Annotated in this window: 25 protein-coding genes and 2 tRNA genes; 18 read left to right on the forward strand and 9 right to left on the reverse strand. The window is 63.4% G+C overall.

The genetic code is table 11. From position 1 onward, the window contains the following. The first annotated feature begins 46 nt into the window (after positions 1-46). From ACWKWX_RS06160 to ACWKWX_RS06170, 3 genes are all read left to right on the forward strand, one after another. Complete coding sequence (locus ACWKWX_RS06160; protein ID WP_416421991.1) at positions 47-1,327, forward strand: murein hydrolase activator EnvC family protein; 1,281 nt, start codon at positions 47-49, stop codon at positions 1,325-1,327. Positions 1,328-1,421: 94 nt separating this feature from the next. Then, a complete protein-coding gene (locus ACWKWX_RS06165) occupies positions 1,422-2,774 on the forward strand; it encodes a S41 family peptidase (RefSeq protein WP_416421990.1) in 1,353 nt (450 codons plus the stop codon). Then, a complete protein-coding gene (locus ACWKWX_RS06170) occupies positions 2,774-3,604 on the forward strand; it encodes a divergent polysaccharide deacetylase family protein (protein WP_473005124.1) in 831 nt (276 codons plus the stop codon). The genes ACWKWX_RS06165 and ACWKWX_RS06170 overlap by 1 nt, the downstream gene beginning before the upstream one ends. 164 nt (positions 3,605-3,768) lie before the next feature. On the opposite strand, the gene ACWKWX_RS06175 is transcribed toward ACWKWX_RS06170, so the two are convergent. The 7 genes from ACWKWX_RS06175 to ACWKWX_RS06205 all read right to left on the reverse strand — a co-directional run bounded on the left by ACWKWX_RS06175 (position 3,769) and on the right by ACWKWX_RS06205 (position 9,583). Next, on the reverse strand, positions 3,769-4,524 hold the full coding sequence (locus ACWKWX_RS06175) for a substrate-binding periplasmic protein (protein ID WP_416421988.1): 756 nt from the start codon (positions 4,522-4,524) through the stop codon (positions 3,769-3,771). Between the two features lie 150 nt (positions 4,525-4,674). Beyond that, a complete protein-coding gene (gene hisF, locus ACWKWX_RS06180) occupies positions 4,675-5,445 on the reverse strand; it encodes an imidazole glycerol phosphate synthase subunit HisF (protein ID WP_416421987.1) in 771 nt (256 codons plus the stop codon). Positions 5,446-5,455: 10 nt separating this feature from the next. Then, entirely contained in the window at positions 5,456-6,193 is a 738-nt protein-coding gene (hisA, locus tag ACWKWX_RS06185; RefSeq protein ID WP_416421986.1) for a 1-(5-phosphoribosyl)-5-[(5-phosphoribosylamino)methylideneamino]imidazole-4-carboxamide isomerase, read from the reverse strand. A 40-nt stretch (positions 6,194-6,233) separates the two neighbouring features. Beyond that, positions 6,234-6,488, reverse strand: coding sequence for a DUF2164 domain-containing protein (locus ACWKWX_RS06190; RefSeq protein WP_416421985.1), 255 nt, complete (start codon positions 6,486-6,488; stop codon positions 6,234-6,236). Then, positions 6,488-7,126 (reverse strand): imidazole glycerol phosphate synthase subunit HisH, encoded by a 639-nt coding sequence (hisH, locus tag ACWKWX_RS06195; RefSeq protein ID WP_416421984.1) that lies wholly within the window; start codon positions 7,124-7,126, stop codon positions 6,488-6,490. Before hisH ends, ACWKWX_RS06190 begins: the two co-directional genes overlap by 1 nt. Beyond that, positions 7,126-7,719 (reverse strand): imidazoleglycerol-phosphate dehydratase HisB, encoded by a 594-nt coding sequence (gene hisB / locus ACWKWX_RS06200; protein WP_008367877.1) that lies wholly within the window; start codon positions 7,717-7,719, stop codon positions 7,126-7,128. Before hisB ends, hisH begins: the two co-directional genes overlap by 1 nt. 199 nt (positions 7,720-7,918) lie before the next feature. Then, the gene (locus tag ACWKWX_RS06205; RefSeq protein WP_416421983.1) at positions 7,919-9,583 is read right to left on the reverse strand and encodes an OFA family MFS transporter; all 1,665 of its coding nucleotides are present in this window, start codon (positions 9,581-9,583) and stop codon (positions 7,919-7,921) included. Positions 9,584-9,936: 353 nt separating this feature from the next. Here ACWKWX_RS06205 and ACWKWX_RS06210 point away from each other — a divergent pair, with 353 nt between their 5' ends. The 6 genes from ACWKWX_RS06210 to ACWKWX_RS06235 all read left to right on the forward strand — a co-directional run bounded on the left by ACWKWX_RS06210 (position 9,937) and on the right by ACWKWX_RS06235 (position 15,260). Further along, on the forward strand, positions 9,937-12,171 hold the full coding sequence (locus ACWKWX_RS06210; RefSeq protein ID WP_483827226.1) for an AsmA family protein: 2,235 nt from the start codon (positions 9,937-9,939) through the stop codon (positions 12,169-12,171). Continuing rightward, entirely contained in the window at positions 12,168-13,235 is a 1,068-nt protein-coding gene (gene mutY, locus ACWKWX_RS06215; protein WP_483827227.1) for an A/G-specific adenine glycosylase, read from the forward strand. The genes ACWKWX_RS06210 and mutY overlap by 4 nt, the downstream gene beginning before the upstream one ends. After that, a complete protein-coding gene (locus ACWKWX_RS06220) occupies positions 13,232-13,504 on the forward strand; it encodes an oxidative damage protection protein (protein WP_008367870.1) in 273 nt (90 codons plus the stop codon). The genes mutY and ACWKWX_RS06220 overlap by 4 nt, the downstream gene beginning before the upstream one ends. 91 nt (positions 13,505-13,595) lie before the next feature. Then, a tRNA-Phe gene (locus tag ACWKWX_RS06225) sits at positions 13,596-13,671 on the forward strand. A gap of 266 nt (positions 13,672-13,937) precedes the next feature. Further along, positions 13,938-14,759, forward strand: a complete 822-nt coding sequence (locus tag ACWKWX_RS06230; protein WP_416421980.1) for an acyltransferase — start codon at positions 13,938-13,940, stop codon at positions 14,757-14,759. A 72-nt stretch (positions 14,760-14,831) separates the two neighbouring features. After that, on the forward strand, positions 14,832-15,260 hold the full coding sequence (locus tag ACWKWX_RS06235) for a hypothetical protein (protein WP_416421979.1): 429 nt from the start codon (positions 14,832-14,834) through the stop codon (positions 15,258-15,260). A 140-nt stretch (positions 15,261-15,400) separates the two neighbouring features. Here ACWKWX_RS06235 and ACWKWX_RS06240 read toward each other — a convergent pair whose 3' ends face one another. Next, the gene (locus tag ACWKWX_RS06240) at positions 15,401-15,874 is read right to left on the reverse strand and encodes a WbuC family cupin fold metalloprotein (RefSeq protein ID WP_473005120.1); all 474 of its coding nucleotides are present in this window, start codon (positions 15,872-15,874) and stop codon (positions 15,401-15,403) included. Positions 15,875-16,066: 192 nt separating this feature from the next. Further along, positions 16,067-17,461 (reverse strand): GABA permease, encoded by a 1,395-nt coding sequence (gene gabP / locus ACWKWX_RS06245; RefSeq protein ID WP_473005119.1) that lies wholly within the window; start codon positions 17,459-17,461, stop codon positions 16,067-16,069. 594 nt (positions 17,462-18,055) lie between these two features. Between gabP and ACWKWX_RS06250 the strand changes: the two genes are divergently transcribed. The 9 genes from ACWKWX_RS06250 to ACWKWX_RS06290 all read left to right on the forward strand — a co-directional run bounded on the left by ACWKWX_RS06250 (position 18,056) and on the right by ACWKWX_RS06290 (position 26,398). Beyond that, on the forward strand, positions 18,056-18,829 hold the full coding sequence (locus ACWKWX_RS06250) for an ABC transporter ATP-binding protein (protein WP_473005118.1): 774 nt from the start codon (positions 18,056-18,058) through the stop codon (positions 18,827-18,829). Positions 18,830-18,842: 13 nt separating this feature from the next. Continuing rightward, the gene (locus ACWKWX_RS06255) at positions 18,843-19,589 is read left to right on the forward strand and encodes an ABC transporter substrate-binding protein (RefSeq protein WP_416421974.1); all 747 of its coding nucleotides are present in this window, start codon (positions 18,843-18,845) and stop codon (positions 19,587-19,589) included. Between the two features lie 58 nt (positions 19,590-19,647). Further along, entirely contained in the window at positions 19,648-20,343 is a 696-nt protein-coding gene (locus ACWKWX_RS06260; protein ID WP_483827228.1) for an ABC transporter permease, read from the forward strand. Further along, positions 20,340-21,029, forward strand: a complete 690-nt coding sequence (locus ACWKWX_RS06265) for an ABC transporter permease (RefSeq protein WP_416421972.1) — start codon at positions 20,340-20,342, stop codon at positions 21,027-21,029. Before ACWKWX_RS06260 ends, ACWKWX_RS06265 begins: the two co-directional genes overlap by 4 nt. 127 nt (positions 21,030-21,156) lie before the next feature. Beyond that, positions 21,157-22,371, forward strand: coding sequence for a methyltransferase (locus ACWKWX_RS06270; RefSeq protein WP_483827229.1), 1,215 nt, complete (start codon positions 21,157-21,159; stop codon positions 22,369-22,371). Between the two features lie 287 nt (positions 22,372-22,658). Continuing rightward, positions 22,659-22,734 (forward strand) — tRNA-Thr (locus tag ACWKWX_RS06275). Positions 22,735-22,897: 163 nt separating this feature from the next. Beyond that, positions 22,898-24,217: a tyrosine-type recombinase/integrase gene (locus tag ACWKWX_RS06280; RefSeq protein WP_483827230.1), complete on the forward strand. Its 1,320-nt coding sequence runs from the start codon at positions 22,898-22,900 to the stop codon at positions 24,215-24,217. 928 nt (positions 24,218-25,145) lie between these two features. After that, complete coding sequence (locus ACWKWX_RS06285) at positions 25,146-26,126, forward strand: integrase domain-containing protein (RefSeq protein WP_483827231.1); 981 nt, start codon at positions 25,146-25,148, stop codon at positions 26,124-26,126. After that, positions 26,123-26,398 carry a hypothetical protein gene (locus tag ACWKWX_RS06290; protein WP_483827232.1) on the forward strand — a complete coding sequence of 92 codons (276 nt, stop codon included), beginning with the start codon at positions 26,123-26,125 and terminating at the stop codon, positions 26,396-26,398. The genes ACWKWX_RS06285 and ACWKWX_RS06290 overlap by 4 nt, the downstream gene beginning before the upstream one ends. Positions 26,399-26,536 lie beyond the last annotated feature (138 nt).

Genomic DNA, 26,536 nt, shown 5'->3' on the forward strand with positions numbered 1-26,536 from the left:
CGGCGGGCATACTAGGCCCGTCTCCACACTGGTATCGCCCACCCCCATGCTTCGTGCACTGATAGCCCTAGCCCTAGCCGGCCTGCTGAGTACGGCCTACGCCGACGACCGTGAGCAAACCCAACAGCAGTTGGACGCCACCAAGCAGGACATCGCCGAGCTGAAAAAACAACTCAGCCAGGTACAGGAACAAAAGAACGGCGTGCAGAAAGACCTGCGCGGAACTGAAACGCAGATGGGCAAGCTGGAGAAGCAGGTGGAGGCCCTGCAAACGGAACTAAAAAAGACCCAAGGCGAGCTGGATCGCCTAGCCCAGCAAAAAGATCAACTCCAGCAAAGCAAGACTGAACAACAGCGCCTGATCGCCATCCAGGCCCGCGCTGCCTACCAGGGCGGCCGCCAGGAATACCTCAAGCTGTTGCTCAACCAGCAGAATCCGGAGAAATTCGCCCGGACGCTGACCTATTACGACTACATGAGCACCGCGCGCATGGCGCAGCTCAAGCAGTTCAACGAGACCCTGCGCCAGCTGGCCAATGTCGAACAGGACATCGCCGGCCAGCAGGCAGCGTTGCTGGCCCAGCAAAGCAGCCTGGACAGCCAGCGCCAGGACCTGGACAAGGTCCGCAAGGAGCGCCAGGCCGCCCTGGCCAAGCTCAACGACAGCTACAAGCAGCAGGACCAGAAGCTTTCCGCGCGCCAGCAGGACCAGGAAGACCTGGCCAAGGTGCTCAAGACCATCGAGGAAACCCTGGCCCGCCAGGCCCGCGAAGCCGAGGAAGCGCGGCAGAAAGCCCTGCTGGCGGCCCAGGAGGCCGAGAAGCAGCGCCAGCGTGAAAACGCCCAGGCCAAGGCCGATGACGCGCCAAAACGTGCCAAAACCACGCCGGGTGCACTAGTCTCCAGTGGCGGCGCCAGCTACGGCGGGCCGTTTGCTGCAGGCCGGGGCAAACTTCCGTGGCCTGTCGATGGTCGATTGTTGGCACGCTTTGGTGAAACTCGCGGTGATGACGCCCGCACCAAGTGGGATGGTGTCATGATCAGCGCACCGGCCGGCACCCAGGTGCATGCCGTGCATGGCGGCCGCGTGGTGTTCGCCGATTGGCTGCGCGGTGCCGGGCTGCTGGTGATTCTCGACCACGGCGATGGCTACCTGACGTTGTACGGGCATAACCAGAGCCTGCTCAAGGGCGCCGGGGATGTCGTGAAGGCCGGCGAGGCTATCTCGACGGTTGGCAATAGTGGTGGGCAGGACACCTCGGCATTGTATTTTGCCGTTCGCCAGCAAGGTCGCCCCAGCGATCCTTCGCAATGGTGCCGCGGCTGAAGTCGGCACCACAACAAGGGCGTCAAGGCCGTCGTGAATGACGGCGCGCCAATGCCCCGAAAGGCGCAAAACCAGAATCAGGAGTTCGTTCGTCATGCTGCACTTGCCCCGCCTTACCTCGCTGGCCCTGACGATCGCCGTGGTGATCGGCGCCCCCCTCGCCCGTGCGGCGGAGCCTGCGCACCTGGCCGCCACCACCACGACCGCCCCGGCACCCGCCGCGGCCGCCGCCGACCCGGCCAAGGCACCGCTGCCGCTGGACGAGTTGCGCACCTTCGCCGAGGTGATGGACCGCATCAAGGCCGCCTACGTGGAGCCGGTGGACGACAAGACCCTGCTGGAAAACGCCATCAAGGGCATGCTCAGCAACCTTGACCCGCACTCCGCCTACCTGGGCCCGGAAGACTTCCAGGAGCTGCAGGAAAGCACCAGCGGCGAATTCGGCGGCCTGGGCATCGAAGTGGGCGCGGAAGACGGCGTGATCAAGGTGGTCTCGCCCATCGACGACACCCCGGCCACCCGCGCCGGCATCGAGGCCGGCGACCTGATCGTGAAGATCAACGGCCAGCCTACCCGCGGCCAGTCCATGACCGAGGCCGTGGACAAGATGCGCGGCAAGATCGGCGAGAAAATCACCCTGACCCTGGTGCGCAACGGCGGCAACCCGTTCGACGTGACCCTGGCCCGAGCGGTCATCCAGGTCAAGAGCGTGAAGGCGCAGCTGCTGGAAGACGGCTACGGCTACATCCGCATCACCCAATTCCAGGTCAAGACCGGCGAGGAAGTCTCCAAGGCCCTGGCCAAGCTGCGCAAGGACAACGGCAAGAAGCTCAACGGCCTGGTGCTGGACCTGCGCAACAACCCCGGCGGCGTGCTGCAGGCGGCCGTGGAAGTGGTGGACCACTTCATCAGCAGCGGCCTGATTGTGTACACCAAGGGCCGCATCGCCAACTCCGAACTGCGCTTCTCGGCCACCGGCCACGACGAAAGCGACGGCGTGCCGTTGGTGGTGCTGATCAACGGCGGCAGCGCCTCGGCCTCGGAAATCGTTGCCGGCGCCCTGCAGGACCACAAGCGTGGCGTGCTGATGGGCACCGACAGCTTCGGCAAGGGCTCGGTGCAGACCGTGCTGCCGCTCAACAATGACCGCGCGCTGAAGATCACCACGGCGCTGTACTACACGCCCAACGGCCGTTCCATTCAGGCCCAGGGCATCGTGCCTGACGTGACCGTGCGCCAGGGCAAGGTCACCAACGACACCGCCGACAACGAGAACTTCAAGGAAGCCGACCTGCAGGGTCACCTGGGCAACGGCAACGGCGGCAAGGATCGCCCGTCCGGCCAGGCGCCGATCGGCAAGCAGAAGGCCCGCCCGCAGGACGGCGACTTCCAGTTGAGCCAGGCGCTGTCGCTGCTCAAGGGCCTGAGCGTCACTCGTAACAAGTGATGCCTCTACGCGCTGTATTCCTCGCCCTGTTGTGCTGCCTGTCCGGCCTGGCCCACGCCACGCCGGGCAGCAGCGACGCCAAGCCCCGCAAGGCCTACTTCACGCTGATCATCGACGACCTGGGGCAGAACCTGCCGCGGGACCGTCGCGCCCTGGCGCTGCCAGGCCCGGTCACCCTGGCGGTGATGCCCGACACCCCGCACGCCGCCGACTTCGCCCGCGAGGCGCACAAGGCCGGCAAGACGGTGATCGTGCACATGCCCATGGACCCGGCCACCGGGCCGTTCGCCTGGCACCCCGACCTGCCCATGGACGAACTGCGCACGCGCCTGCAGGCGGCGCTCAAGGCCGTGCCCTACGCTGCCGGCATGAACAACCACGAAGGCAGCAAGATGACCTCGCAGCCCGAGGCCATGGCCATGCTCATGGGCGAGCTGCAGCAGCGCAACCTGTTCTTCGTCGACAGCCGCACCAGCGCCGCCACCGTGGCCGCGGCCAAGGCCCAGGAGATCGGCCTGGCGCACGTGTCGCGGGACGTGTTCCTGGATGACGTGCGCACCCCCGAGGCCGTGGCCAAGCAGCTGCACACGGCCATTGCCCATGCGCAGAAGTTCGGCTCGGTGGTAGTGATCGGCCACCCTTACCCGGTGACCATGGACGTGCTGGCCCGCGAGCTGCCCGACCTCAAGGGCCAGGGCATCGACTGGATTCCGGTGCGGCAGATGATTGCCGTGCGCTCGAACCGGGCGATGCCGGCGCATGGCAAGGGGGGCACCTATACCCCGGCACCAGCGCCAGCGCCAGCACCCGCTCCAACACCCGTCCCGTAGCAGCAACTGTCTTGTGGGAGCTGGCTTGCCAGCGAGCTTTTAAGGCCCCAACAGCTCGCTGGCAAGCCAGCTCCCACAGGATGTAGCAGCTGCCGAAGGCTGCGTCCCGGGGCACCGCAATGATGGGCACGGACGCAGCCTTCGGCAGCTGCTACGGGGCGGGGTTAAAGGTAACGGGACATGATGTCGTCGACGATGCCTTCGCTGCGCATCTGGTCCAGCGCCTTCTGCAGGCGCGCCACCACCTCGTCCGGGGTGTCCTTGTTCAGCGCCAGGTACAGCTGCGCGCTGTTGAAGCGCAACACCGTCTTGAGCCCGCTCACCCCTTCCAGCCGCGCCAGGTAGCGCCCGGCCGGGTCACCGGTGGCCCACACGTCGATCTCGCCATCCAGCAGCTTCTGGGCGTTGTCCTGGTCACGTAGGGCGATCACCGGGTGCATGCCCTCGCGGGTCAGGGTCTCGGCGATAGCGTCGCCCTTGTACGCGCCTATCTTCAGGCGCCGGGCCTGGGCCAGGCTGTCGAGCTTGAGCTTGCTGTCGGCACGCGCCAGCAGAATCCAGTCGTCAGGCCCGATGGGGCCCACCCACTTGAACGCCTGCTCGCGCTCGGGCAGCCGCGCGGTGACGAACACGCCGTAGCCGGGGCTTTGCATGGTCAGCTTGTAGATGCGGTCCCAGGGGAAACGCAGGGTCATGCTGTAGGGGATTTCGGCGCGCTTGAACATCTCGCGCACCACGTCGGCGGCGATGCCCTGGATGTTCTCTTCCCGGGCGAAGTTCTTGCCGTTGGCGGCCATGTTGTACGGCGGGAAATTCTCGGTCAGCAGCACCATGGAGTAGTCGGCTGGCACCTCGGCGCGGGCGCCCAGGGCAAACGACAGGCTGACACTGGCGAGAAAGGCGAATGCAAAACGCTTCATGAGAGTCGAGCCCCAAATCCATGGCTGTCGAATACAACACTAAGGCAATTTGCCATTACCCACAAATCGTTAAACCTGTGGGAGCTGGCTTGCCAGCGAGCTGTTGGAGACCCCAAAAGCTCGCTGGCAAGCCAGCTCCCACAGCCTGTATCAGCGGACGACGATGCCCTGCTTGGCCATGAACGCCTTCGCTTCCGGCACGGTGTATTCGCCGAAGTGGAAGATGCTGGCCGCCAGCACGGCGCTGGCGTGGCCTTCGAGCACGCCGTCGGCCAGGTGCTGCAGGTTGCCGACGCCGCCCGAAGCGATCACCGGAATGCCCAGCGCGTCGCTGATGGCGCGGGTGACGCCCAGGTCGAAGCCGTTCTTCATGCCGTCCTGGTCCATGCTGGTCAGCAGGATCTCGCCGGCACCCAGGCCTTCCATCTTCATCGCCCACTCCACTGCGTCCAGGCCGGTAGGCTTGCGGCCGCCGTGGGTGAAGATCTCCCAGCGCGGGGTTTCGCCCGGGCCGGAGACCTTCTTGGCGTCGATGGCCACCACGATGCACTGGGAACCGAAGTGCTGCGCGGCTTCACCGACGAATTCGGGGTTGAACACCGCCGCCGTGTTGATCGACACCTTGTCGGCACCAGCGTTGAGCAGGTTGCGGATGTCCTGCACGGTGCGCACGCCACCGCCCACGGTCAGCGGGATGAACACCTGGCTGGCCATGCGCTCGACGGTGTGCAGGGTGGTATCACGGCCGTCGACGCTGGCGGTGATGTCCAGGAAGGTGATTTCGTCCGCGCCCTGCTCGTCGTAGCGACGGGCGATTTCCACCGGGTCACCGGCGTCGCGGATGTTCTCGAACTTCACGCCCTTGACCACGCGGCCGTTGTCCACGTCCAGGCAAGGGATGATGCGTTTGGCCAGCGCCATGGGTCAGTCCTCAGCCTTTGTAGGAATCGCAGAACGCCTGGGCTTCAGCGACGTCCAGGGTGCCTTCGTAGATGGCACGGCCAGTGATGGCGCCGATGATGCCAGGGGCCTTGGCGTCCAGCAGGGCCTTGATGTCACCCAGGTTGTGGATGCCGCCGGAGGCGATGACCGGGATCTTCGTGGCCGCGGCCAGGGCAGCGGTGAACGGCACGTTGCAGCCCTGCATCATGCCGTCCTTGGCGATGTCGGTGTAGACGATGGCGCTGACGCCGTCGGCTTCGAAGCGCTTGGCCAGGTCGATGACCTGCACGCTGCTCACTTCAGCCCAGCCGTCGGTGGCGACGAAACCATCCTTGGCGTCCAGGCCGACGATGACCTTGCCTGGGAAGGCCTTGCAGGCCTCGGCCACGAACTCGGGCTCTTTCACGGCCTTGGTGCCGATGATCACGTAGCTGACGCCGGCTTTCACGTAGTGCTCGATGGTCTCCAGCGAGCGGATGCCGCCGCCGATCTGGATCGGCAGGTTGGGGTAGCGCTTGGCGATGGCGGTGACCACTTCGCCGTTGACCGGCTGGCCTTCGAAGGCGCCGTTCAGGTCGACCAGATGCAGACGGCGGCAGCCGCCCTCCACCCACTTGGCAGCCATGCTCACCGGGTCATCGGAGAACACCGTGGAATCTTCCATGCGGCCCTGGCGCAGACGTACGCAGGCACCGTCTTTGAGATCGATAGCGGGGATAATCAGCATCTGGCAAACCTTCAATTCGATTTTTCAGCGATGCTCGAGATCAGTTTTTCTCGAGCGCCCACAGGTCGCTTTCAATGCTCTCGAAACGCTCCTTGAGGTGCGCCTGAACATCGAAAATCGCCCTGTTGTAATAGTGCGGAGCAATTTCACGGGTAAACAGCTCAAGAATCTCCGCCGCCTCGAACGACCCCAGGTCCAGTTCGAAACGGTCCTCCATGAAGCGCTTGATCTTCGTGGTGGCTTCGTTTTCCTGCTCGGGGGTGAGCGTGAGGATCGGCGGTTTCTTCTTGCTCATTACCAGCGGCCGTCCCAGGCGGCGAAGTTCTGCAGCAGCTGCAGGCCATGGGTATGGCTCTTCTCCGGGTGGAACTGCACGGCAAAGCGCGAACCTTCGGCCAGGGCCGCGGCGAAATCGACGCCGTAGTGCCCACGACCCACTACCTGGCCGGCCTTGGCGGCGGCGATGTAGTAGCTGTGCACGAAGTAGAAGCGCGCCAGGTCCGGAATGTTGTGCCACAGCGGGTGGTCGACGCTCTGGGTGACTTCGTTCCAGCCCATGTGCGGCACCTTCAGGTGCGCGCCGTCTTCGTGCAGGTCCTTGCCGAAGAACTTCACGTTGCCGGGGAACAGGCCGATGCAGTCGACGCCGTCGTTCTCTTCGCTGTGGTCCAGCAGGGCCTGCATGCCCACGCAGATGCCCAGGAACGGGCGGTCCAGGCTGACTTCACGCACCAGGGCGTCGAAGCCCAGGCGCTTGATCTCGGCCATGCAGTCGCGAATCGCGCCCACGCCGGGGAACACCACGCGGTCGGCTTCGCGGATCACCGCAGCGTCGCTGGTGATCAGGACCTTGCCGGCACCCACGTGCTCCAGGGCCTTGGCCACCGAGTGCAGGTTGCCCATGCCATAGTCGATAACCGCTACCGTCTGCATTACAGGCAACCTTTGGTGGAAGGCATTTGCCCGGCCATGCGCTCGTCCAGGGTGATGGCCATGCGCAGTGCACGGCCGAACGCCTTGAACACGGTCTCGATCTGGTGGTGGGTGTTGTGCCCACGCAGGTTGTCGATGTGCAGGGTGACGTTGGCGTGGTTGACGAAGCCCTGGAAGAATTCCTGGAACAGGTCAACGTCGAAGCCGCCGACGGAGGCGCGGGTGTACGGCACGTGCATCTGCAGGCCTGGGCGGCCGGAGAAGTCGATGACCACGCGCGACAGCGCTTCGTCCAACGGCACGTAGGCATGGCCGTAGCGGAAGATGCCTTTCTTGTCGCCGATGGCCTGGTTGAACGCCTGGCCCAGGGTGATACCCACGTCCTCGACGGTATGGTGGTCGTCGATATGCAGGTCGCCCTTGCACTCGATGTCCAGGTCGATCAGCCCGTGACGGGCGATCTGATCGAGCATGTGTTCAAGGAAGGGTACCCCGATATCGAATCGGGCCTTTCCGGTGCCATCCAGGTTGATCGAGGCTTTGATCTGGGTTTCCAGAGTGTTGCGCTCGACGGACGCCTTACGTTCGGCCATCACCAGCTCCGCAAAATCATTGGGCGAAAAAGGCAGACATTATAGGCCGGGCGGGCGCCAAACAGAAACAAAAGGCTGACATGAACTGACCGGTGCGTTTGTGGGAGCTGGCTTGCCAGCGAGCTTTTCAGGCTTTAAAAGCTCGCTGGCAAGCCAGCTCCCACAGGTTCAGGCGCCCTTCAGGGGGCCTGAAGATGTATCAGTGGAACAGCACGGCGGTTTTCTGCAGGGTCACGATCACGCCCCATGCCAGTGGAATACCCACCACCAGCCAGGCCAGCACGGCCAGCGGCTTGCTGCCCGGCGCGGCTTTCCACTCCAGCACGGTGCTGGCGTCGGCGCCCTTGTCATGGCCCAGCGCCTGCTCGGCGGCCAGCTGCGCTTCAGTCATGAAGTGCTTGTCGGCCACCGGGCGCACCAGTGCGTTGCAGAGGAAACCCAGCACCAGCAGGCCGGCGAGGATGTACAGGGTGATGTCGTAGGCCGCGGCGCGTTCCACGCCGATGCTCAGCTGGTACTCGCGCAGGTAGTTCACCAGCACCGGGCCCAGCACGCCGGCAGCGGCCCAGGCGGTCAGCAGGCGGCCGTGGATGGCACCGACCATTTGCGTGCCGAACAGGTCGGCCAGGTACGCCGGCACGGTGGCGAAACCGCCGCCGTACATGGACAGCACCACGCAGAACGCCGCCACGAACAGGGCGATGTTGCCCAGGTGGCCGAGGTTCGGCACCAGCGCGTACAGCGCCACGCCCAGGGCGAAGAACACGAAGTAGGTGTTCTTGCGGCCAATGAAGTCCGAGCACGAGGCCCAGAAGAAGCGCCCGCCAATGTTGAACAGGCTGAGCAGGCCGGTGAAACCGGCGGCAATGGCGCCGATCTGGGCCAGTTGCGCCGCGCTGAGCTGGCTGAAAGTCAGGTCCAGGCCCAGCAGCTTGCCGCCGAACACTTCCTGCAGCAGCGGCGAGGCCATGCCGAGGATGCCGATGCCGGCCGACACGTTCAGGCACAGCACCAGCCACACCAGGGCGAACTGCGGGGTTTTCCACGCCACGCTGACGTGCACATGGCGGTGGGTGATCATCGCGTTGCTGGCTTTCTTGACCGGCGCGGTCCAGCCCTCGGGCTTCCAGCCGGTAGGCGGCACGCGGTACGACAGCGCACCGCCGAGCATGAACACGAAGTAGATCGCCGCCATGGCCACGAAGCTCTGCCACACGCCGACGCTGCCAGGGGTAGCGAAGTGGCTCATCAGTGCCGCCGCCAGGGGCGCGCCCACCATGGCGCCGCCGCCGAAGCCCATGATCGCCATGCCGGTGGCCATGCCGCGCTTGTCCGGGAACCACTTGATCAGGGTCGATACCGGCGAGATATAGCCCAGGCCCAGGCCAATACCGCCGATTACCCCGGAGCCCAGCCACATCAGCGCGATCTGGTGGGTGTACACGCCCAGCGCCGAAATCAGCAGGCCGCCGCACCAGCAGATGGCCGACACGGTGCCGGCCTTGCGTGGCCCGGCGTGTTCCAGCCAACCGCCCCAGATAGCCGCCGAGCAGCCCAGGAAGATGAAGAACAGGGTGTAGATCCAGCCGAGCATGGAGATCGGCCAGTCACAGGTGGACGAGAACACCTGGTCGAAAAAGCCCATGTCGGCCGGGCAGGCGGTGGCCGCCGTGATGCCGATGGCCTTGGACAGTGGCAGCCAGAACACCGAGAAGCCATAGGCCATGCCGATGCACAGGTGAATGGCCAGGGCGGCCGGTGGCACCAGCCAGCGGTTGAACCCCGGCTTGGCGATGATGCGTTCCTTGGAGAAGAACGCCGGCCGTTCGGCCGCGACTCCCCCAGCAGTAATGGTGCTGCTCATTGTTGTACCCCTTTGATTTTTTTATGGTCCACGGCCCTCTTGGCCGCCCACGACCTTGAAGCACGCTGGCGTTCGATCGTTTTATCGGCAGCTGCAGGTTTTTCGCGACAAAAAGCCGCAACCTGACCGGTGAACGGCGAAAGATTACCATCGGATGGTTACAGTAGAAGCAATCTGATATCGCTTTTTGCGCCGAAACTGCGCTGCTCGTTCAGCCAGCCGGGTGTAGAAATATACTGAAACAGGTACGCCCGGCGGCAAATCCCCACTTGCCCACTCGGTTACCCTGCCGCCTGGCCCGTGGCGCTATACTCGCGGGCTAATTTTGAATTCGACACTACAAGGACTCGCCCATGAAAGCGTTCGGCAAAATCCTGGGGCTGTGTATTCTCGGGCTGTTGCTGATCATTGTGGCGCTCGGTTTCGCCGTGACCCACTTCTTCGATCCCAACGACTACAAAGACGAGATCCGCAAGCTGGCCCGCGACAAGGCCCACGTCGAGCTGACCCTCAATGGCGACATCGGCTGGAGCCTGTTCCCCTGGCTGGGCCTGGAACTGCACGACGCCAGCATCGCCACCTTGCAGAACCCCACCACGCCGTTCGCCGACCTGCAGATGCTGGGCCTGTCGGTGCGCGTGCTGCCGCTGCTGCGCCGTGAAGTGCAGATGAGCGACGTGCGCGTGGAAGGCCTGAGCCTGACCCTGACCCGCGACGAAAACGGCCACGGCAACTGGCAGGACATCGGCAAGCCACTGCCCAAGGCGCCTGCGCCCGGCGAGGTGGTGACCCCCAACATCGCCAACCCCGCCGCCGACACCCAGGGCGCCCCGGACAAGGCCGACCGCCCGGTGAAACTGGACATCGACAGCCTCACCGTGAACAACGCCCGCGTGCATTACAGCGACGCCAAGAGCGGCCGCGAGCTGAGCGCCGAGAGCATCCAGCTGAGCACCGGCGCGGTGCATGACGGCATCGACATACCGGTCAAGCTCACCGCCTTCCTGGGCACCAACCAGCCCAACCTGCGCGCGCGCACCGAAATCAATGGCGAGCTGCGCATGGAACGCGCGCTGAAGCGCTACCAGTTCAGCGACATGAAAGTGGCCGGCGAAGCCAGCGGCGACCCGCTGCAAGGCAAGACCGTGACCTATTCGGCCCAGGGCAACCTGAACGTCGACATGGGCGCCAACGTGGCCGACTGGAGCAACCTGAAGCTGTCGTTCAACCAACTGCGTGCGCTGGGCGAGCTGAACGCCCGCGACCTGGGCACCGAGCCCAAGGTCAGTGGCGGCATTTCCATCGCCCAGATGGACCTGCGCGCGTTCATGGCCGGCCTCAACCAGACCCTGCCGGCCATGGCCGATGGCAGCCTGACCCAATTCGAGATGGTCACCCGCCTGGAAGGCACGCCCAACAGCCTGGCGCTGAACAACCTGGCGGTGAAGCTGGACGGCAGCAGCCTGGTCGGCAACCTGGCGGTGACCGACTTCGCCAAACAAGCCATCACCGTGCAGCTCAAGGGCGACACGTTCAACGCCGACCGCTACCTGAAACCCACCAGTGCCGAAGCCTCCAGCGCCGGCGCAGCGCGCGACGCCGAGGTCAAGACCACCGAGGCCACGGCCATCGGTGGTGGCGGCGACAGCCCACTGCCCAGCGCCCCCACCCAGGGCGCCTGGAGCAACGACACGCTCCTGCCGGTGGAACGCCTGCGCAAGCTTGAGCTGTCCGCCGACCTGAGCTTCGGCCAGCTCACCCTGCACCAGTGGCCCATCGACGACGCCAGCCTCAAGGCCCAGGGCCAGGGCGGCCTGATCACCCTGGAAAACCTGTCCGGCGGGCTCTACGACGGCACCTTCAGCACCAAGGGCAGCCTCGACGTGCGCCCGGACAAACCGCTGGTGGCGCTGCAGACCCAGCTGAACAAGGTGCCGGTCGAGCACTTCATCAAGGGCAAGGACGGCAAGGCCGCCCCCGTGCGCGGCCTGATGACCCTCAACAGCAACCTGACCGGCACCGGCAACAGCCAGAAGGCACTGATCGACAGCCTCAACGGCACCGCCAACTTCGCCCTCACCGACGGCCTGCTGGTCAACGCCAACCTGGAACAACAGGTGTGCCAGGGCATCGCCACCCTCAACCGCAAGGAGCTGAGCAGCACCCCGCGCGGCAAGGACACGCCCTTCCAGGAACTCAAGGGCAGCGTGGTGGTGCGCAACGGCGTGGCCAGCAACCAGGACCTGAAGGTGCGCATCCCCGGCATTACCGTGAACGGCGACGGCGACATCGACCTGCGCGTGCTGGGCATGGACTACAAGGTGGGCGTGGTGGTGGACGGCGACAAGAGCGACATGCCCGACCCCGCCTGCCAGGTCAACGAACGTTTCGCCGGCATTGAATGGCCACTGCGCTGCCGCGGTCCGATCGAACTGGGGGCCAAGGCCTGCCGTATCGACCGCGAAGGCATGGGCAAGGTAGCTGCCAAGGTTGCCGGCGACAGGATCACCGAAAAACTGGAAGAAAAATTCGGCGACAAGGTCAGCCCCGAGCTGAAAAACACGCTGAAAGGTCTGTTCAAACGATGAACCCAGAGCAATTTTCCACCGCAGTACTGGAATGGTTCGACCGCAACGGCCGTCACGACCTGCCCTGGCAACAGGGCATCACCCCCTACCGGGTGTGGGTGTCGGAGATCATGCTGCAGCAGACCCAGGTCAGCACCGTGCTGAACTACTTCGACCGCTTCATGGCCTCGCTGCCCACGGTCCAGGCACTGGCCGAGGCGCCCGAAGACGAAGTGCTGCACCTGTGGACCGGGCTGGGCTACTACACCCGCGCCCGCAACCTGCAGAAGACCGCGAAGATCGTCGTCGAGCAGTACGGCGGCGAATTCCCCCGCGACGTTGAAAAACTGACCGACCTGCCCGGCATCGGCCTGTCCACCGCCGGCGCCATCGCCAGCATCAGCATGGGCCTGCGCGCGCCTATCCTGGACGGCAACGTCAAGCGCGTGCTGGCGCGCTACACCGCGCAAGAGGGCTATCCGGGCGAACCCAAGGTGGCCAGGCAGTTGTGGGCCAACGCCGAGCGCTACACCCCGCACACCCGGGTGAACAACTACACCCAGGCGATGATGGACCTGGGCGCCACCCTGTGCACCCGCACCAAGCCCAGCTGCCTGCTGTGCCCGCTGGAGAAGGGCTGCCAGGCGCACATGCTGGGCCTGGAAATTCGCTACCCGGTGCCCAAGCCGAAGAAGGCCGTGCCGCTCAAGCACACGCTGATGCCCCTGCTGATGAACCGCGACGGCGCCATCCTGCTTTACCGCAGGCCCTCCACCGGCCTGTGGGGCGGGCTGTGGAGCCTGCCCGAGCTGGACCGCTACGAGGACATCGAGCACCTCACCGCCCAGCACGCCCTGGTGATGGCGGCGCCCAAGGCCCTGGAGCCGTTGACGCACACCTTCAGCCACTTCCAGCTGGCCATCGCGCCGTGGCTGGTGCACGTCGAAGAGTCGGCCCACCACGTGGCCGAGGCCGACTGGCTCTGGTATAACCTCGCCACCCCGCCGCGCCTGGGCCTTGCCGCCCCGGTGAAGAAACTGCTGAAACGCGCGGCCGATGCCTTGAATGCAGGAGAGTTGTCATGACCCGCACCGTAATGTGCCGCAAGTACAAAGAAGAGCTGCCAGGCCTTGAGCGCCCGCCCTACCCGGGTGCCAAGGGCCAGGACATCTTCGAACACGTTTCGCAGAAGGCCTGGGCCGACTGGCAGAAGCACCAGACGCTGCTGATCAACGAGAAGCGCCTGAACATGATGAACGCCGAAGACCGCAAATACCTGCAGGGCGAAATGGACAAGTTCTTCAGCGGCGAGGATTACGCCCAGGCCGAAGGCTACGTGCCACCGAGCGAATGAGCCCGGAAAAACGTAAGCGGAGGAATTAATTAAAAATTTTTTGCGATCGTGCTTGACGCAAGGTCGAAAAAGCCTTTTAATGCGCCCCGTTGCCCAGATAGCTCAGTCGGTAGAGCAGAGGATTGAAAATCCTCGTGTCGGCGGTTCGACTCCGTCTCTGGGCACCACCTTCCGCTTTCAGGTGGTGCATGCAGTACCTGAAAGCCACAAGAAACCCGCCTAGTGCGGGTTTTTTGTTGTCTGCGATTTCTCTATCTCGTATAAATGCCGACACACGGTGGGCGGCACCAGGCCCCGTTCTGGGCTAAGATTGCCGCTGTTTGGCCCTTTGCCATTACCGCTCCGCATTGGCTGCTGATGGACCCCAAACATGAGGCAGGATCGCCTGCCCTCATCAAACGACCACTGGTGGGCGCCCAAAGGACTGTCAGGCATGAAACATCGCATCTTCCACTCTACCGACCTCCCCGAACGCTTGCCCTCGCTGGCCGAGGAACTGGGCGTCACCCTCGACCGGCTGAAAGCGGTTTACCAATGGGGCATGAGCAACAACGTGCTGTTCGCCGAGGGCGAAGGTGAGCAGGCGCGCTACAGCATCTGCTCGGTGAATATCGAGACCACCATCGACGACCCCCTGGCCAAGCGCCTGTACCAGCGCCTGCGGCAGGATATCCCCACTACCCTGGTGCCGCGCTACGGCAAGAACTGGGCGACCCTCAAGGACCGCTGGCTGCGGGTGTGGGAGCAGACCTACAACATCATCATCAACAAGATCCCCAGCCACAACGTGCGCCTGGCCTGGCTGCGCTTGGGCGGCGCGAAGATCGGCAAGGGCTCGACCATCTGGCGCAACACCGAAGTGCTGGGCGTGGAAAACCTGGTCATCGGCAATGACAGCGTGATTGCCTGGCACTGCCAGATCGACGCGCGCGCCGGGCTGATCATCGGCGACCACGTGGCCATCGCCTCCCACGTGCTGATCATCGCCGGCAGCCATGACCTTACCGCCCCCGAGTTCTGGTCGGTGTCGGGGCCCATCCACATCGACGACTACGCCTGGATCGCCACCCGCGCCCTGATCGGCCACAGCGTGCGCATCGGCCGCGGCGCCGTGGTGACGGCCAACACCCTGGTGGCGAAGAATATCGCGCCCTACAAGATCGTCGGCGGCAGCGGCGCCAAGCCCATGGGCGAGCGCCCCCACGACCTGAACTACAAGGTAGGCGGCAAGGGCCTGTTCACCCTGATGTACTAATGTTTGGCAGCACTCCCCGTCTTCGGCTGGTATCGTGCACCGCCTGTGCAACCGAACGACGAGGAATTGACCATGAGCACCCAGGAAAAAATGACCGGGGACCTGTTTGAAGTAGACAAGCGCTTGTCGCTCAAGCCCGTCACCGATTTCAACAGCTACCTGCGCGCCGCCTTTGGCGACGGCACGTGCACCTGCGTGCGTTGCCTGGCCAGCAGTGGCGATGAAACCGGCTACGAGTTCCAGCACACCTTCAACCTCGAAGGCCAGGCGCTGAACCGCCGCTACGCGCTGACCGCCGGCAGCGACGTGCTGCTGGTGCTGAAAAAGGCCTGGCTGTCGTACACCAAGACCGAGCTGGGCAACGGCGCGATCCTGGACCTGGCCGCCATCAAGGGCTTCGTCGAGCCAGAGCTGCACAAGCGCCTGGTACCGCTGTTCCTGGCCAGCGGCCTGGTGAAGGACATCGACGGCAACCTGCACATCCAGCCCCAGGCTGCCTGATACCGTAGCAGCGGCCACAGGCCGCGTCCAAGGCGCCGCGGCGAGCCCGGACGCCGCCTTCGGCAGCTGCTACAGGGCCGCTGCATCGCGGCCAAGGCCGGCTCCTACCACGCACGGTGTAGGATTCCGGCAACGCGGTTTCAAGATTGGAAGCGGTCGCCGACCTGGGCGGTGGCGTACCAGGCGATGATCGCTTCCATGCCAGGCTCGCCCTCGGCGACGGTCCAGGGCATGTAGTCCTCTTCGGGGATCGGCGTGTACTCGCCATCCTTCACTTCGAAGATCACCGCGCCCTCGTCCAGCGACAACACCGCGTGCCAGACGCCAGCCGGGGTCTCGACCATCTTCGTCTCTTCGCCCAGTACCACGCGGTCGGTCACCTCGCCTGCGTCATTGAAATGCAGCACCACGAAACGCCCACGCAGCGAGTGCAGCAGCTCGAAGGTGTGCGGGTGGCGGTGGGCGCGCACGTAGGTGCCCGGCTCCATGGCCACGGCCAGGCGCTGGGTGGGGTCGACCAATTGCGGGTGCATGTTGTGGTGGGCGCGCAGGCGTGGGGACTGCTGGGCGCGGGCGGTGAGCTCGTCGAGGAGCGCGGTGTTGATCTGCTTCATGGGGCTGGGCACGGTTCGAGTTGAAAGGCCCAGTATGCCTGCCGGTTAGTGAAATTCTCCTGAACGCCGCCCACAAAAAAGCCGCTGCCATCGCTGGCAGCGGCTTTTTTGGGGGCCTTGGACGCGGCCTTTGGCCGCTGCTACGGGTTACCTGTAGCAGCGGCTGCAAGCCGCGTCAGCAAGCACCGCACATCACTTGCCGAACGCCGCCTGGCCTTGCGGCAGGGCTTTGCGACGACGGTCAACCAGCAGGCCAGCCGCAACCACGGCAATGGTCAGCAGGCCGGTGGCAACGATCTCGATGCGGTGGTCGACACGAATGGCCATCACGGTCAGCACGCCCACGATGAACACGATCACCGCCCAGGTCAGCACCGGGAACGCCCACATCTTGAACTCGACCTTTTCGCCCTTCTGCTCACGCTGCTTGCGCATGCGCAGTTGCGACACGGCAATCACCAGGTACACCAGCAGCGCGATGGCGCCGGAGCTGGCCAGCAGGAAGTCGAACACTTCAGCCGGGGCAACGTAGTTGGCGAACACGGCCAGGAAGGCAGCCGCGGTGGACAGCAGCACGGCCCAGTAAGGGGTGCCGCCTTTGCTGGTGCGCTGGGCCATCTTCGGCGCATCGCCACGCTTGCTCAGCGAGTAGAGCATGCGCGAGGAGGTGTACAGCGCCGAGTTCAGGCAGCTGGTCACGGCAACCAGCACCACCACGTCAACGATCATCTTGGCGTTGGGGATACCGATCAGGTTCAGCACGGTCTGGTACGAACCAATGGCCGGCAGGCTTGGGTTGTTCCACGGCACCAGGGCCACGACCAGGAAGATCGACACGAGGTAGAACAGGAAGATCCGCCAGATCACCGAGTTGGTGGCCTTGGTGATCTGCTTGCCCGGATCCTTCGATTCGGCAGCGGCGATGGTGACGATCTCGGTACCCATGAACGAGAACATGGTGGTCAGCATGGCTGCAACCACGGCGCCCAGGCCGTTGGGCATGAAGCCTACGGTGTCGACGATGTGGCTGACACCGCTGACCTGGCTGCCCGGCACGAAACCGAACACGGCAGCAGCGCCCAGGATGATGAAGCCGATGATGGCGATTACCTTGATCAGCGCGAACCAGAACTCGAATTCACCGTAGTTCTTCACGTTGAGCAGGTTGGTACCGGTCAGCACCAGGGTAATCAGCAGGGTGAACACCCACACGGCGATGTCCGGGAACCAGGCATGCAGGATGCCGGCGGCGGCGTTGGCTTCCAGCGGAATTACCAGTACCCAGAACCACCAGTACAGCCAGCCGATGGTGAAACCGGCCCAGTGGCCGATGGCGCGGTCAGCGTAGGTGGAGAACGAACCGGTGTCTGGTTGCGCGATGGCCATCTCGGCCAGCATGCGCATTACCAGCACTACCAGCGTACCGGCAGCAGCGTAGGCCAGCAGCACGGCAGGGCCGGCCTCGGCGATCGCGTGGCCGGAACCCACGAACAAGCCGGCGCCGATAACGCCGGCGATGGACAGCATGGTGACGTGACGCTGTTTGAGCCCCGACCCGAGGTCGTTGTGGTTGTGCTTATTGCTCATAAAACTACCTATGCAAAGAATAGCGTTCGGTCCAGCAATTGGCGTTACACCTACCCGTGTTGTGGGAATGCAACATGCCGTTGAGGATTTTTGACGCAAATATTGCGCCAAAACCTTTCACCGGTGATGCCAAAGCGCTAGGACGGCCTTTTGAGCCCTATTGGTCAAGCCCTTGATCAAAATGACATTTCGGTACACCTGTAACCAAGGGTTACCGGCCTACACAATAACAGGACGAAATGTCGCACCAAAAACTGACTTCGGTAACACCAATGCACAATTTAAGTGCAACCAAAGGTGCAACCTGGCATGGCCTTTTACGACAAAAACGTGCAACCAACGGACGTCACTGGGCACAGTGCACACCGGTCGGTTTAATGAATGGTTACTTTCCATTGGCGGCCAAAACTGGCACCATCGCGCCTTTTTTCACGCGCACCCGCTTGCGCGCGGGCCCCATGGGCGTTGGTCGGCGACATGCCGCTACAGCCATGCGACACCCCGTGCCCGTGCCCACTGCCATAACGGCGGCGCCATGCTAGTTTGGCGCACCGCTTCAGGGCGGGAACGCAACCGTATAGATGAGGACCGCACATGGCCCAGGCCACGCCCGCGCTGGAAATCCGCAACCTGCACAAACGTTACGGACAGCTTGAGGTGCTCAAGGGCGTTTCGCTGAGCGCCCAGGAAGGCGCCGTGATCTCGATCCTGGGCTCGTCCGGCTCGGGCAAGTCGACCCTGCTGCGCTGCACCAACCTGCTGGAGAACCCCCACGAGGGGCAGATCTTCGTGGCCGGTGAAGAGCTCAAGCTCAAGGCTGCGCGCAACGGCGAGCTGGTGGCGGCCGACAACCGCCAGATCAACCGCATGCGCAGCGAAATCGGCTTCGTGTTCCAGAACTTCAACCTCTGGCCGCACATGACCGTGCTCGACAACATCATCGAGGCGCCGCGCCGGGTGCTGGGCCAGAGCAAGGCCGAGGCCATTGAAGTGGCCGAAGCGCTGCTGGCCAAGGTCGGCATCGCCGACAAGCGCCACGTGTACCCCAACCAGCTGTCCGGCGGCCAGCAGCAGCGCGCGGCCATCGCGCGCACCCTGGCCATGCAGCCTAAAGTAATCCTGTTCGACGAGCCCACCTCGGCGCTGGACCCCGAAATGGTCCAGGAAGTGCTGACCGTCATCCGCAACCTGGCCGAAGAAGGCCGTACCATGTTGCTGGTCACCCACGAGATGAGCTTCGCCCGCCAGGTGTCCAGCGAAGTGGTGTTCCTGCACCAGGGCCTGGTGGAAGAACAAGGCACACCTGATCAAGTATTCGACAACCCAGTGTCGGCACGCTGCAAACAATTCATGTCCAGCAACCGTTAACGGAGCATCACGCATGCAGACTTACAAAAAATTGATCCTGGCCGTTGCCGCCAGCCTGGCGATGAGCGCCAACGTGATGGCCGACACCCTGAAGATGGGCATCGAAGCCGCCTACCCTCCCTTCAACAGCAAGGACGCCAGCGGCAACGTCGTGGGCTTCGACGCCGACATCGGCAAGGCCCTGTGCGCCAAGATGAAGGTCGAGTGCGAAATCGTCACCTCCGACTGGGACGGCATCATCCCGGCCCTGAACGCCAAGAAGTTCGACTTCCTGATCTCGTCCATGTCCATCACCGACGAACGCAAGCAGGCCGTTGACTTCACCGACCCCTACTACACCAACAAGCTGCAGTTCATCGCCGCCAAGAACGTCGACTTCAAGGTGGACAAGGACGCGCTGAAAGACAAGATCATCGGCACCCAGCGCTCCACCCTGTCGGGCACCTGGCTGGAAGACAACATGCCGGACGTGCAGGTGAAACTGTACGACACCCAGGAAAACGCCTACCTGGACCTGACCTCGGGCCGCCTGGACGGCATCCTGGCCGACAAGTACGCCAACTACGAGTGGCTGAAATCGCCAGCCGGCAAGGACTACGAGTTCAAGGGCGAGCCTGTGGAGCAGAGCGACAAGATCGGCATCGCCGTGCGCAAGGGCGACGCCCTGCGTGAGAAGCTGAACGCCGCCCTGAAGGAAATCAAGGCCGACGGCACCTACAAGAAGATCAACGACAAGTACTTCCCGTTCAGCATCGAATGACCTGCCCGACTGCCGCCGCGCCCGGTGCGCGGCGGCTGGTCCTCAAAAAAGCCTGCCCATGAACATTGATCTCCACGGATTCGGCCCGGCCCTGGCGGCTGGCGCGCTGATGACTGTCAAACTCGCGCTGTCGGCCCTGTGCCTGGGCCTGCTCCTGGGCCTGCTCGGCGCGCTCGCCAAGACCTCGCCCTACAAGGCGCTGCAAGCGCTGGGCGGCACCTATTCCACCATCGTGCGCGGCGTGCCCGAACTGCTGTGGGTACTGCTGCTGTACTTCGGTACCGTCAACATGATGGCCGCGCTGGGCGGCTGGCTGGGCATGCCCGAGCTGACCCTGAGCCCCTTCGCCGCCGGCGTCATCGCCCTGGGCCTGTGCTTCGGCTCGTACGCCACGGAAGTGTTCCGCGGCGCCATCATCGCCATCCCCAAGGGCCACCGCGAGGCAGGCCAGGCCCTGGGCCTGTCCAAACTGCGCATCTTCACCCGGTTGATCCTGCCGCAAATGTGGCGCATCGCCCTGCCGGGCCTGGGCAACCTGTTCATGATCCTGATGAAGGACACCGCCCTGGTCTCCGTCATCGGCCTTGAAGAGATCATGCGCAACGCCCAGAACGCCGTCACCGACACCAAGCTGGCGTTCAATTTCTACATGGTGGCCGCGGTGATGTACCTGGGCCTGACCGTGCTGGCCATGATCGGCATGCACTTCATGGAAAAATACGCCGCACGCGGCTTCACGAGGGCCGCGCAATGAACTGGGAAGTAATCATCAAGTGGCTGCCCAAGCTCACCCAGGGCGCCACCGTGACCCTGGAGCTGGTGGCCATTGCCGTGCTGGCCGGGCTGATACTGGCCGTGCCGCTGGGCATCGCCCGCAGCTCGCGCAAGTGGTACGTCAGCGCTTTGCCCTACGGCTACATCTTCTTCTTCCGCGGCACGCCGCTGCTGGTGCAACTGTTCTTGGTGTACTACGGCGCCGCGCAGTTCGACGCCGTGCGCCACAGCGCCCTGTGGCCCTACCTGCGTGACCCATTCTGGTGCGCCGCCGCCACCATGACCCTGCACACCGCCGCCTACATTGCCGAGATCCTGCGGGGCGCCATCCAGGCCATCCCCAAGGGCGAGATCGAAGCCGCGCGCGCCCTGGGTATGTCGCGCACCAAGGCGCTGCTGTTCATCATGCTGCCGCGCGCCGTGCGCATCGGCCTGCCGGCCTACAGCAACGAAGTGATCCTGATGCTCAAGGCCAGCGCCCTGGCCAGCACCGTCACCCTGCTGGACCTGACCGGCATGGCGCGTACCATCATCGCCCGCACCTACCTGCCGGTGGAAATCTTCTTCGCCGCCGGCGTACTGTACCTGCTGATCTCGTTCGTGCTGGTGCAAGGCTTCAAAGGCCTGGAGCGCTGGTTGCGCGTGGACGCCTGCCAAGGCCGCTGAGCCCTACCCGCGTCGCCTGCATCGCGGCCAAGGCCGGCTCCTACGCGGCCCGTGGTAGGAGCCGGCCTTGGCCGCGATGACGCCAGTGGCAGCACCCACGAAATTACGCCGCCCATTCGGAGCCGCCATGAGCCTCGCCGCCGAAACCCTCCTCACCCACTTCCAGGCCCTCGACGCCTTCCTGCTGGCCCACCAGCCCCTCTGGCGCCCCAAGCCCTTCACCCAGCTCACCCTGCCGTGGGAAACGTCCCACCCGCAACTGGCCAGCTGGCTACGCGAGCGCACCCTGGAACAGGCCGAAGCCGAGCACAACCACCCCGAACTGCTCGACGCCCCCGCGCCCTACCCCGCCATCGCCGCCCAGGCCGCCGCCCTCAGCGAACTGCCCACGCTGCCCACCGGCGCCCTGCAACCCTGCCACCCGCGCCTCAACGTCGACGTGCCCGGGCGCAAATGGCAACAAATCGAAGCCTTCGCCGACGCCCTCACCTTCCAGCGGCCCACCCACGGCTGGCTGGACTGGTGCGCCGGCAAAGGCCACCTGGGCCGCCGCCTGCTGCAGCCCGCGCAAAGCCTCACCTGCTACGAATACGACCCCGCCCTGGTCGACGCCGGCCTGGCCCTGAGCCAGCACCACCAGCTCAACGCCGACCACCGCCTGCAAGACGTCATGGCCGCCGACTGCCACCTGCCCGCGGGCACAACCGCCGTAGCCCTGCACGCCTGCGGCGACCTGCACGTACGCCTGCTGCAGCGCGCCGCCGCCGACGGCTGCCCGCAACTGGCCATCGCCCCCTGCTGCTACAACCGCACCGCCGCCGACCACTACCAGCCGCTGTCCAGCGCCGCAGCCACCAGCGCCCTGCGCCTGAGCCGCGACGACCTCGGCCTGCCCCTCAGCGAAACCGTCACCGCCGGCGCCCGCGTCCGCCGCCAGCGCGACCAGTCCATGGCCTGGCGCCTGGCCTTCGACCTGCTGCAACGCCAGGCAAGCGCGGTAAATGCCTACCTGCCCACCCCGTCGCTGCCCAGCGCCTGGCTAGCCAAGCCATTCCCAGACTACTGCCGCGAACTGGCACAGCTGAAAGGCGTCCCGCTGCCTGTGGACATCCCCTGGCAAACCGCCGAAGCCAACGGCTGGCAACGCCTGGCCCAGGTGCGCAACCTGGAACTGGTCCGCAACCTGTTCCGCCGCCCGCTGGAGCTATGGTTAACCCTGGACCGCGCCCTGTTCCTGCAGGAAAACGGCTACCAGGTACGCCTGGGCGTTTTCTGCACACCCCAGCTCACCCCCCGCAACCTCATGCTACTGGCAGAACGCCCAGAATCGTTTCAAAACTAACACACAGCCTGTGGATAACTCTGTGGGCAGAATCCCCAGCAAGCTAAGAAAATCGCTGGATCCAACGAAGTTTTCCAACTGGTCATTTTTTGTTCATCATTTATTCCGCAGCAAAAACAGCCATTTGCGCAAAGAGTGCAAAATCGGCACCGCGCCGGGGGGCGTTTGGTCTGTTCACCGGGGGATTGTGCATAAGCGTTTTTGGCGGTGGCAGCGCTTGCCATGAAAATAGTGCAAATTGGGGGTTGCCTAGGGCCGACGAGTCGCTATAATCAGCGCCCTCACATGCCGGTATAGCTCAGATGGTAGAGCAACTGACTTGTAATCAGTAGGTCCCGGGTTCGATTCCTGGTGCCGGCACCATTCAAGGTTCCATAGAAAGCTTTCAAAATCTCTGGAACCCCCGAAAAACCCGCCTTCTGGCGGGTTTTTTCGTTTTGGCGTTCCGTCGGATTCCGAGGGTAGCCAGCGCTAATAAGGGTAGTTTTAAGGATAGAGGTCCGTTTCGATATCGGAGACTACCCTTATGGCCCGCACCACTGCCCCGCTTACAGACACCGCCTGCCGCACGGCAAAGCCCAGAGAGCGCGAGTACAAGCTTTTCGACGGCGACGGTCTCTACCTGCTTGTGCAACCCAACGGCCGCAAAGGCTGGCGGCTCAGGTACGTGAAACCCGATGGCCGCGAAGGCCTGACCGCCCTCGGCAGCTACCCGGTGGTCGGGCTGGGCGACGCACGCCGCAAGCGCTTCGAGATCAAGCAGCAGCTCGCCAACGGCATAGACCCCATCCAGTACAAGCAGCAAACAAAGACCCAAGCCGTGATCAATGGCCGCACCTTCGAAAGCGTTGCGCTCGACTGGCATGCGAGCATGGTGCCGAAGTGGGCGCCCGGCCACGCCAAGACTGTGCTCAGCCGATTGAAGACCCACGTGTTCCCTTTGATCGGTGCCAGGGCAATCGTTGAGTTGGACACCCACGACCTCATGCAGCCACTGGAAGCCCTGACGAAGCGCGGCACCATCGACGTGGCGCTCAGGGTCAAGAACTACCTGCAAAGCGTCATGCGTGAAGCCAAACGGCTGCGCCTGATCACGGCGAACCCAGCTCACGATCTCGATGGCTCGATCAAAACGCCACGGGTTACACATCGACCCGCACTACCCTTATCGCGATTGCCTGAGCTACAGGCGCGTATCGACGGCTACAAAGGTCGCCCGTTCACGCGCCTCACGGTGATGCTATCGCTGCACGTGTTCGTACGCTCCAGTGAACTGCGCTTCGCCCGTTGGAACGAGTTTGACCTCAAGCGCGGCATCTGGGAAATCCCCGACACCCGCCCGGCGCTGGACGGAGTGCCCTTTTCCACAAGGGGTACAAAGATGGCCGGGGATATTCACGTTGTACCCTTATCACCGCAGGCAGTGGCCTTGCTTGAGCAGATCCACGCGATCACCGGCAAGTTCGACCTGGTGTTCGCGGGAGATGCCAAGCCGTGGAAACCGATGTCCGAGAACACGGTGAATGCCGCGCTCAGGACGATGGGCTACGACACCAAGGTGGATATCTGCGGCCATGGGTTCCGAGCCATGGCGTGCAGTGCGCTGGTCGAGTCGGGGCTATGGTCGGAGACGGCTATCGAGCGGCAGATGAGCCACAAGGAACGCAACAACGTGCGGGCCGCTTATACCCACAAGGCCGAGTTCCTCGAAGAGCGCCGGATGATCATGACCTGGTGGAGCCGGTTTCTGGAGGCAAACCGCGAGGACCATGTAACACCGCACGAGTTTGCCAAGCAGACGGGCGAGAACGTCACGCGGCTTCGCAGTGCCAAGAGGACCAAGTAGCCCGCCGCACCACCTCCCTAAGCTAGCTGTGAAGTTACCCACAGCTCCGCATGAAGCTCCTCCGCGCGGGTCCATTGAAACGAGGCGGCAAAGCCGCCCCGTTTCAATGGACCTAACCTTATTAAAAGCGACTGGCACAGTTATCGTCTGTGGAAAACCAGTGATGTCCACCGGGGGATAGTTTTATCCACAGGCGCTAACCTCCTGAAATCGCTTTGCTTGACGTACATTGTCCACAAGCGTAGACCGGTAGATGCAAGCGCTGCTGAGGCAGCCGAATGTGGCCAGAAACCTGAAAGGTCACGCCGCAACCGCGGTGGTTCAACCCCCAAGTACGATTCGCATCCGGCAGCTCGTACGATCACTACCCATGTGATGGATGCCAACTCAATATCGTTGCCCCTGCGGCAACCACCCTACCCATCTGCTCAGCAGCAACCTATCCGCTTGGCCATTGCGCGTGCGCCAACCTGCGCCCGTCTCTTTCACTGGAAAGAGACGGGCGCTCCTACCATTGCTGCAGCCCTTATCGCACATGGCTTTGCGGCAATTCCCCTCGTGACAATCGGCGTGACAAACGCCGATGTCACCAGCAACAGCGCTGTAGATGATGGTGCCGCAGACCACGGAATGGACTGCACCTGACTGACAGTCAGGCATGCCTCGGTCATCGCATTGCTGCGTTCACCCGGCTCAGGATCTTCAGGCACTGGACTCGTCAACCAATGCCGCCTCCACCCGCCCACCGGCAACGGTGCTCAGGAGGCCAGATCATGAGATGCCCTTGCTCCCGGACGTAAGGAGCCGCCAGTCCAGCGTTAGAGGACATCCCCACAGGTCGCAGGGGCCTTGATCCCTGATAACACTCAGCATTCTTGGCGGGATGACGTGGGGCGAGGATCGGAGAACGGCAGATGAGGTGATCGACATGGCATTGATAGGTAGACGCGATGGCCGCAATTTCGGTTACGGCAGACAACTGAGCTATGCAGGGCCGCAGGCGCTAAAAAACATGTTCGGCGGTGGCCACTACGGCACGGTCAAGGCGCACTGCGATCGGTGGCAGGCCTTCGTGAAGTGGTGCCGCTCCGAACAGGGGCCCGGTATTAGTGATGCGCGGCAGATTGATCGGAAGGTATTGGCCGACTATGCGGCGTATCTGCGCGACGTGGTTAGGCGTGGTGACCTCGCTGTCAGTACCGCACAAAACCGGCTATCCAGCGTTAACAGAACTATGGCAGCGCTTCGCGGTGATCAATACGTGAAGTTGCAAAGCCCGAGCAAGGCATTAGGTATGCAGCGCAGCGGGGTTCGTCAATTGGCCCCACAAGGCCAGGACCGCGAACAGGTTAAGCAAATCGTTGATGCGCATTGCCGTCATGATCAGCAGCGGGCCGCCGCGATCGTTCTGTTGGCGCGAGCCACCGGCATGCGCTTGCGTGAGGCCATCTTGGCTAACCTGCCACGGCTCAGCCGTGAGGCTAACGAATTTGGCAGGATCAACATTCAGGATGGCACCAAAGGCGGTCGCTCAGGAGCCTCGGCGCCGCGTTGGATTACAGTGGACGACCATATTCGTGATGCACTTGGATTCGCATGGCAGGCGTCACCTGCAGGTAGCCGCAACCTGATTGCGCCCACTGAAAGCTACCTGAATGTTCTGCAAGAAATCATCCGCCCTGCACGGGACATCCTTCATGCACACAACCTCAAGGGCTTCCATGAGCTACGAGCGGCGTACGCATGTGAGCGCTACGAGCAGATCACCCAACACCCCGCGCCAATCAACGGCGGCCAATGTTACCAGGTAGATAGGAACCTTGATCGTGAGGCCCGGTGGCAAATCAGCTGCGAACTGGGGCACGGGCGGATCGACGTGATCGCCGCCTACATTGGTGGCCGGGCATGAGTAAGCCATTCGATATGGAGCTGTTTTTAGCTTGCGTTCTGACCGGCTCGCACGCAACGCGGCAACGCCACGTTCGCCAGGCTAAAATCATTCAGGCTGAAATTGCAGAACGCTGGCAGCGAGGAACACCGTGGGGTTGGCAGAAAAAGCATGTGGACTGGTTTCTCGAACATTGCATTAGCCGGCGGAGTGAGGCGACACGGTACTATTACGTGTTAACAATCCGACTGATCACTCGACGCCTAGAAACGTCATGGGCTTTCAAGCGCTGAGTGGGATCTGGCCGTAGTGGTCTGGACGAACGGTGATCGACTAAGAACGGCCAGTGAATCAATGAAGAATTACAAAACGTTCGCAGAAAAATAACATCTTTTAACGAAATCCTTCGCTGGAGCATAGTCTTGCTCGAA

The sequence above is a fragment of the Pseudomonas imperatae genome, assembly GCF_057128625.1.

Coding starts and splice junctions, on each gene's coding strand:
- hisA (WP_416421986.1), bottom strand. CDS start 6,193: ATGCTGATTATCCCCGCTATCGATCTCAAAGACGGTGCCTGCGTACGT.
- ACWKWX_RS06240 (WP_473005120.1), bottom strand. CDS start 15,874: ATGAAGCAGATCAACACCGCGCTCCTCGACGAGCTCACCGCCCGCGCC.
- ACWKWX_RS06170 (WP_473005124.1), top strand. CDS start 2,774: ATGCCTCTACGCGCTGTATTCCTCGCCCTGTTGTGCTGCCTGTCCGGC.
- gabP (WP_473005119.1), bottom strand. CDS start 17,461: ATGAGCAATAAGCACAACCACAACGACCTCGGGTCGGGGCTCAAACAG.
- ACWKWX_RS06250 (WP_473005118.1), top strand. CDS start 18,056: ATGGCCCAGGCCACGCCCGCGCTGGAAATCCGCAACCTGCACAAACGT.
- ACWKWX_RS06235 (WP_416421979.1), top strand. CDS start 14,832: ATGAGCACCCAGGAAAAAATGACCGGGGACCTGTTTGAAGTAGACAAG.
- ACWKWX_RS06165 (WP_416421990.1), top strand. CDS start 1,422: ATGCTGCACTTGCCCCGCCTTACCTCGCTGGCCCTGACGATCGCCGTG.
- ACWKWX_RS06220 (WP_008367870.1), top strand. CDS start 13,232: ATGACCCGCACCGTAATGTGCCGCAAGTACAAAGAAGAGCTGCCAGGC.
- ACWKWX_RS06290 (WP_483827232.1), top strand. CDS start 26,123: ATGAGTAAGCCATTCGATATGGAGCTGTTTTTAGCTTGCGTTCTGACC.
- hisF (WP_416421987.1), bottom strand. CDS start 5,445: ATGGCGCTGGCCAAACGCATCATCCCTTGCCTGGACGTGGACAACGGC.
- ACWKWX_RS06285 (WP_483827231.1), top strand. CDS start 25,146: ATGGCATTGATAGGTAGACGCGATGGCCGCAATTTCGGTTACGGCAGA.
- ACWKWX_RS06210 (WP_483827226.1), top strand. CDS start 9,937: ATGAAAGCGTTCGGCAAAATCCTGGGGCTGTGTATTCTCGGGCTGTTG.
- ACWKWX_RS06190 (WP_416421985.1), bottom strand. CDS start 6,488: ATGAGCAAGAAGAAACCGCCGATCCTCACGCTCACCCCCGAGCAGGAA.
- ACWKWX_RS06255 (WP_416421974.1), top strand. CDS start 18,843: ATGCAGACTTACAAAAAATTGATCCTGGCCGTTGCCGCCAGCCTGGCG.
- hisB (WP_008367877.1), bottom strand. CDS start 7,719: ATGGCCGAACGTAAGGCGTCCGTCGAGCGCAACACTCTGGAAACCCAG.
- ACWKWX_RS06230 (WP_416421980.1), top strand. CDS start 13,938: ATGAAACATCGCATCTTCCACTCTACCGACCTCCCCGAACGCTTGCCC.
- ACWKWX_RS06205 (WP_416421983.1), bottom strand. CDS start 9,583: ATGAGCAGCACCATTACTGCTGGGGGAGTCGCGGCCGAACGGCCGGCG.
- ACWKWX_RS06175 (WP_416421988.1), bottom strand. CDS start 4,524: ATGAAGCGTTTTGCATTCGCCTTTCTCGCCAGTGTCAGCCTGTCGTTT.
- mutY (WP_483827227.1), top strand. CDS start 12,168: ATGAACCCAGAGCAATTTTCCACCGCAGTACTGGAATGGTTCGACCGC.
- ACWKWX_RS06160 (WP_416421991.1), top strand. CDS start 47: ATGCTTCGTGCACTGATAGCCCTAGCCCTAGCCGGCCTGCTGAGTACG.
- ACWKWX_RS06260 (WP_483827228.1), top strand. CDS start 19,648: ATGAACATTGATCTCCACGGATTCGGCCCGGCCCTGGCGGCTGGCGCG.
- ACWKWX_RS06265 (WP_416421972.1), top strand. CDS start 20,340: ATGAACTGGGAAGTAATCATCAAGTGGCTGCCCAAGCTCACCCAGGGC.
- ACWKWX_RS06270 (WP_483827229.1), top strand. CDS start 21,157: ATGAGCCTCGCCGCCGAAACCCTCCTCACCCACTTCCAGGCCCTCGAC.
- ACWKWX_RS06280 (WP_483827230.1), top strand. CDS start 22,898: ATGGCCCGCACCACTGCCCCGCTTACAGACACCGCCTGCCGCACGGCA.
- hisH (WP_416421984.1), bottom strand. CDS start 7,126: ATGCAGACGGTAGCGGTTATCGACTATGGCATGGGCAACCTGCACTCG.